The 6,192-nt window shown below is 60.7% G+C and carries 4 protein-coding genes; 3 read left to right on the top strand and 1 reads right to left on the bottom strand.

Annotated elements, in window-relative coordinates:
* The first annotated feature begins 778 nt into the window (after positions 1-778).
* The 3 genes from VF515_03780 to VF515_03770 are packed head-to-tail and all read left to right on the top strand — an operon-like array spanning position 779 to position 4,430.
* Positions 779-1,999: an ABC-three component system protein gene (locus tag VF515_03780; GenBank protein HEX7406754.1), complete on the top strand. Its 1,221-nt coding sequence runs from the start codon at positions 779-781 to the stop codon at positions 1,997-1,999.
* Entirely contained in the window at positions 1,996-2,490 is a 495-nt protein-coding gene (locus tag VF515_03775) for a three component ABC system middle component (GenBank protein ID HEX7406753.1), read from the top strand. Before VF515_03780 ends, VF515_03775 begins: the two co-directional genes overlap by 4 nt.
* Entirely contained in the window at positions 2,487-4,430 is a 1,944-nt protein-coding gene (locus VF515_03770; protein HEX7406752.1) for a DUF3732 domain-containing protein, read from the top strand. The genes VF515_03775 and VF515_03770 overlap by 4 nt, the downstream gene beginning before the upstream one ends.
* Positions 4,431-4,642: 212 nt before the next feature.
* Here the strand turns inward: VF515_03770 and VF515_03765 are convergent, their stop codons facing one another.
* A complete protein-coding gene (locus tag VF515_03765; protein HEX7406751.1) occupies positions 4,643-5,689 on the bottom strand; it encodes a protein kinase in 1,047 nt (348 codons plus the stop codon).
* Between the last annotated feature and the right edge of the window lie 503 nt (positions 5,690-6,192).

Here is a 6,192-nt window from a genome sequence, read left to right as displayed (position 1 = left end):
AAGAGAGCTGCGAAATCGCTGCACGTCCCGTTTGTGTCCGATGAAGCGGTGCCTGCATAGATCGTCACCAAGATGGTGACCATCTATGGACCCCCCCATCATTAACGGTCCGTGCCCGGGATTACACGGGGCAGGAGGTACTGGGGTCTCGAACTCGCTGTAACCCGATAACCCACACGCACGAGGTGATCGAGGCGGCGAACAGCGATTGACGCAGCCGTAACGTAATCGGGCTTTTCGGAACCAGCGGGGTGGGTTGCTCGCAAAAGCAAGCACGCCGTGCCGTTAATGGGGTAACCTGCCCCACCGAACCGGTGTTCGGAGTCACTCTCAGCACGGTTGACGACGCGCGTTATGGGGCACCGGTTGCACTCCAGATCCGTCGATCGGTACCGTCACGCCGTTGCCGGATACGTCTTCGGCGGGCCACGCAGAACGCCGGTTCGGGCGCGTTCCCGCCGGTCCGCCGGAGTTGGCGATGGCGTCGTTCTGTGCTTTGGACCGCTCAACGCCACAGCGTGCACGCGTCCCGCATTCTGTCCTGATCCCGGTGCCGACCAGCTTGACAGGGCGCTGCCCGAGCCTTCGGTCTGCTCGGAATGTTCGCTCAGTCCGGTCATCCGGCCCCTGCCTGGGGATGGATCGTTCTGCGGCAGCGAAGTTCGATCACAGTCTGATTGATCGTTGGGTACGGTGCACGCGCTTGCGCTGGACTCAGTAGCCTGCGTGTCGCGCGCGATCAGGACTCCACCGGGTCGCAGGGGAGATAGTCTGCAGCATGGCGACTAGTGGTACTCCCGGTATGCCGGGTACCTTCGACGCGAGCGCCGCGGCGGCCGGTTACGCGATGCAGATGCGGTACGCGCTGCATCGAGCGCTTGAATTGCTTCGAGTCGGCGTCGAGTGGCAGATTTCCGTCGAGGCTGGCGACGACATTGAGATTGTCTCGGCCGACGGATACCGGAGCCTCTTGCAGATCAAGCACCGCGCGCCGGGGACGAATCTGACCAATGCGAGCAGCGATCTCTGGAAAACGCTTCGGATCTGGGCCGAGGGCGTGGCTGATCATTCGATTGCACTGCCCACGGCGCACCTATACCTCGTGACGACGAGTGCCGCCGCACCAGGCACCGTTGCCGAGCACCTCGTCGACGACTCGAGCCGCGATGTGGCCGCCGCGCTCGTCGCACTGAATACGATCGCGGACGCTGGCGCCTCGGAGACCAATGCCAAGGCGTACTCCGCATGGAGGGACCTCAGCGATGAAGAGCGGCTAGCCCTATTGGACCGCGTTACCGTTGTGCCCCAGAACCCAGACATCGATCGTGTGGAGGACCTTCTCGAAGCGACGTGTCGATTGTCGGTGCGACGCACGCACGTGTCGGCGTTCGTATCGCACCTCGAGGGCTGGTGGTTTCAGAGGTGTATCGAAATCTTTCGCACAGAGCAGGCCACCTTCGTCAGCGGTGAAGAGATCGATGCGTACGTGAGTGACCTACGCGAGTCATTCCTACCGGAGAACCTACCTATTGACAGCGACGTGCCGTTGCTCGATCCGGACACTGAGACCTTTGCTGACCACCTTTTCGTTGCGCAGCTTGGCTGGGTCGGGGTGGGCACTTCACGAATCGCGTCGGCGGTTAGGGACTATCTACGTGCCTACACGCAGCGCTCGCGTTGGACGCGCGACAGCCTTGTCGGACCCGACGAGCTCGATCGGTATGAACGCCGATTGATTGAGGAGTGGCGCTACGTCTTCGATCGATGCGCTGAAGAACTACCCGCCGACGCGGGCGATGCGGCAAAGACTGCAGTAGCGCGGGAGATTTACCGCTGGGTTGAGGAAGCGACGGCGCCCCCGATCAGGGAACAGTGCACGGAGCGATTTCTAGTCCGTGGATCGCTACACATATTGGCTGATCGTGCTGACACTGGCGTCGGCTGGCATCCGGAGTTCGCCGCTCGACTAATGGCTCTACTCGAACCGGCCACAACATGACCAGGCGCAACAGTCGTCATGAACCTCCAGAGGTTGCGACCTTACTGAACCCAGCGCTGATAGCGCTGCTCCTCTCTCGGGCCGCAAGAGCGCACGAAGGCGAAGGGGCAGCTGGCATGCCATACATCTACGCGCCGATCGTTGCCACGATCGCGCTGTACCCAGAAGCTCGCGCCACGCTGTCAATGAGGGTGACAACGAAGTTCGTCAACTGGATAACGTCCAATCCCGAACTTCAGCTGGCGCTACAGCCGAAAGTCGCTGGCATGGTTTCGATCGTGAATGAAGGACTGCTGTTCGCTGTCACTAACAACGTCCTCAGGATGTCCGGCGCGAGATTGACGACTGGCGCCAATGGCCCATCCCAAACAATCAAGAGTGACAGCAGGGACGTAGAGGCCGCGCAGCGAGCCGCCGCGTATCTCGGGCGATGGCTGGTACACGCCGGAGCACCGTCGACCGTGTGCGCGATGCTAGGACTTACGCCGTGACATTCCAGATCCGTGCATTGCACATGTACAACGCAGAGGGAGCACGCCGAACTCTGCCATTCCGCTTGGATGCGGTGAACATCGTGACCGGCCGATCTGCCACCGGCAAGAGCTCGATCATCGACATTATCGACTATTGCCTCGGGAGCTCCAGGTACCACGTTGCTGCCGGAGTCATCCGCCAGACAGTGCGTCTATATGCGCTCGAACTTGAGACGAAGGACGGAATACTGCTCATCGCGCGACCCGCACCTGCCGAAGGCCGCGGTACGAGCACTCAGATGCACGTGAGCTTCCGTGATCGAGGTGCCCCAGCGCCCGAACTAGAAGATTGTGTTCTCAACTCTGATCTTGATTCGGGAGTTGCAGTCTTATCTCGGGTAGCCGGGATCGACGACAATATCACGGATCCCGGCGGCGGACGTAGGGCGGCCTTCGATGCCACTATTCGCCACGCGCTGTTCTTCTGCATCCAGGATCAAGGGGAGATAGCTAGCCACGACATCCTTTTCCACAAACAGGGTGAAGAGCGAATCCCGCAGGCAATTCGGGATGTCTTGCCCTACTTCCTCGGGACGATCGACCCGGAATACGTCGTGAAGCGCGAGCTTCTTCGGCTACGGGAGCGTGAGCTGCGCGAACTGGAACGCCGATCCAGCGATGAGACTGCGCTCGCTCAAGCGCCTGGACGGGCTGCAGGTTTGCTATCTGAGGCCGTCGCTCTTGGTCTCGCAACCCAGCCAGCGTCGCTGACACGTTCGGCGGCAATCGAAGCGCTGTCGAGTGTGCTCGACGCGGACGTCGAGGTGCTGCCCCCTGCCGACCGTACCGACGAGCTGGCCGATCTTCTCGATGCCAGGGAACAGCTTCGATTCGCATACGCCGAGGCTCGGGCCGAGGCACGCCGTCTGCGCAAGCTGGCGAGATACGAAGCCGATTTCGCGGGTGAGGCCGGTGAACGGCGAAGCCGTTTGCAGTCGCTGAATCTGCTCCGGCTCAACGCAGATGCGGGCTCACCCAACAATGCTTGCCCGCTCTGTGAGTCCGTCCTGTCTGACCCGATCACCGCGGTTGCCGAGATCCAGGAACACCTCGTACGGGTGAGCCTCGAGATCTCAGATGTCAACCAGGACCTCCCCAGAATTCAAGCCGCATTGGGCGCCGTCGAAGGTCGCGTGTCTGGGCTTACGATCGAGCTCGGATCGAACCAACAAAGCATCGAGCGTGTTTCTGAGAGTATCGAGACCTTCGATTCCGTCCGTCAGACGTCTCTGCAGCGTGCTGCGGTGCGTGGGCGAGTCTCTCTGTTCCTCGACTCAGTGTCGCGTGAGACGGAGTCGGCGTTCGCATTTGATCGTCTTCACGAAATCGAAGAGGAAATCGATGCGCTCCGACGTGAGCTTGACGCCGATGCTGCGGCCGAGCGCCTCGCAGCTGCCTTGTCACGCATCTCGTACCAGATCACCGACGTGGCGGCCAAGCTGGAACTAGAGCACGCACCGGCGCCAGTGCGGCTAGATGCCCGCGCTCTGACCGTAATCGTGGACACGGCACATGGCAGCTACCGACTCCGTGAGATTGGTAGCGGCGCGAATTGGCTCGGCTATCACCTTGCGGCCTTGGTCGGTCTCCATACGTTCCTAGCCGAGAACGCTCGTCCAGTTCCACACTTTCTGGTTCTTGATCAACCGTCCCAGGTCTACTTCCCTCCGGACGCGACTGGGTTAGAGCCGCTTGGCGACGATGACCACGCTTCGTTGGCCCGGGTGTTTGATGTCTTGTTTCGATTCGTCGACGAGACTGCAGGGGGTTTTCAGGTTCTGGTGCTTGAGCACGCGGATCTGGACGATGAACGGTTTGCTGATGCGGTCGTCGAGCGATGGCGCGCGGACGGTCATGCGCTCATACCACCAGAGTGGATCGATCAAGTTGGCGAGTAGCCTGCCGGGCGCACAAGACAGAGTAGGCCACGCTCGCTTCAGGCGAACACGACCTCTCAGCCGAATAACGCGCCAGAACGAACGCTGCAGGCACCCTGTCCGCAGCGCAGAACGGCACCTACGCCTGGGCCTGCGAAGGCGTTTGACTGGTCCGTCACAAGTGGGTACTTCGAGAGCCTGTAGGTCCGCGCCTTGAAAGTGCTCTGCCCCGATCAGTGCTCGGGACGGCCAGTCGACGCTAACCGGTTCCTGAGAGCCAACAGCCCGCGGCGTGCGGCAACATCCAGCTCGGCCAACGGTCTCGATGTGTCGAAAGCAGTACCGCTGGAACTCCCCTTGATTTCTTCGGCGGCAAGCGACTCAATCATGGCCAGCATCCAAGCAAGATGCATGTCCGCGTCGCTCACGCGCCGGACTGCAGCTATGACGCCGTCGAGCTGAAGGGCTGGTGCCTCCACGACGTGGCCAGCGATCGCCACAGGTTTCCAGCGAATATGGTAATCGTCATTGCGACGGAAGGCGGATCTCCATGCCTCAAGTTCCACCAATATGCCGGCTGCAGCCCTGGAGTGTCTAACCGCTTCGCCTGGGGTGAGTCCCTCTGGCGCGGGCATGATCTGGATGTGTTCTAACTCGGGGAATACTTTCGCCGTCAACTCCATGATCCCCTTTACCTCACGCTCATTGGATCGCGAGAGTCGATTCCGGCCAGCAAACACGGAGGTTCCGAAGTCGAGAAGAATCGGATTCGGGCTGACGGGATCCGTGATCATGACATTGCGGTCATGGATGTCGCCGTGAAGAACGCCTTGCGTGTGCGCATATTCGAGAGCGTCAAGAACCTGCTCCCACATTGCTGAGCGATGAATTAGATCCATGTCCTGCTCGTCCGACCAGAGGTTTCGCTTGTAGGTCCTGAGCCACTCTCTCAGCGTCTGGCCGTCGAGGAACTCCATGTCGAGAGCAACGAAGGTGTCCCCAGAAATGACTCGGTGGACTGTGACTATCCCTTCATGCTTGAGCGCTGCAGGTTTCTTCGATTCGGCAAGCGCTTGAATCCGCTTATCCCGGTTATCCCCTTGCCGTCTCTGCAACGGCCAGATCTTGATTGCAACGCGTCTGCCAAGTGCATTATCTGTTGCTTCGATCACGGCACCGTTGGCGCCAGAATCTAGGACCGAATGTAGGTCGTATCCCGACAAGGTCACGATCTGGCCCTCGACATCTACTGCGCTGATGGAAACAATTGTTGCTTTCACTTTTCGAGATGCCACTACCCAAGTGTGCCCTACCCAGTGGAGGCTGGGCGGCCCGCGATCTCTCAATCCAGCCTTTCGAGCGCATCCCACCTGTTCTGACGCAGCGTTCACAAGTCGGTTCCCACGTCAACCGCATGTCACCGGCAATTTCGAGCGGAGACCGCCAGGCCTGGCCACAGAGGACACAGATCCGCATTCGGCAACCGAAGCGGTGGGTGCGTCGACCGTCCTCGACCCGGCAGCGATCGGACACACGCGACCGGGCGCCGAACAACGCGCCAGAACGACGGGCATCGCCATCCAACCAGCAGCACAGAACGGCACGTCGGATGTGCTCGCGGAGCGCAAGCACGCCCGGCGCCTGGCAGGTTTGGCTACGCCGCGAACCGGTGTTCGGGGGCAGGGTCGCAAGATTCGGGCTTGAGTCCCACATTGCTCGAAGAGAGCAAACGGACTGCGCACGCCTAGTGCCGTCGAGGACCAAGTGCGAGTGTCGCCCCTTT

Source organism: Candidatus Binatia bacterium (assembly GCA_036382395.1).
Lineage (GTDB): Bacteria > Desulfobacterota > Binatia > HRBIN30 > HRBIN30 > JAGDMS01.
Note: the sequence above shows the minus strand (reverse complement) of the source record. Positions and strands in the feature narration are given on the sequence as shown.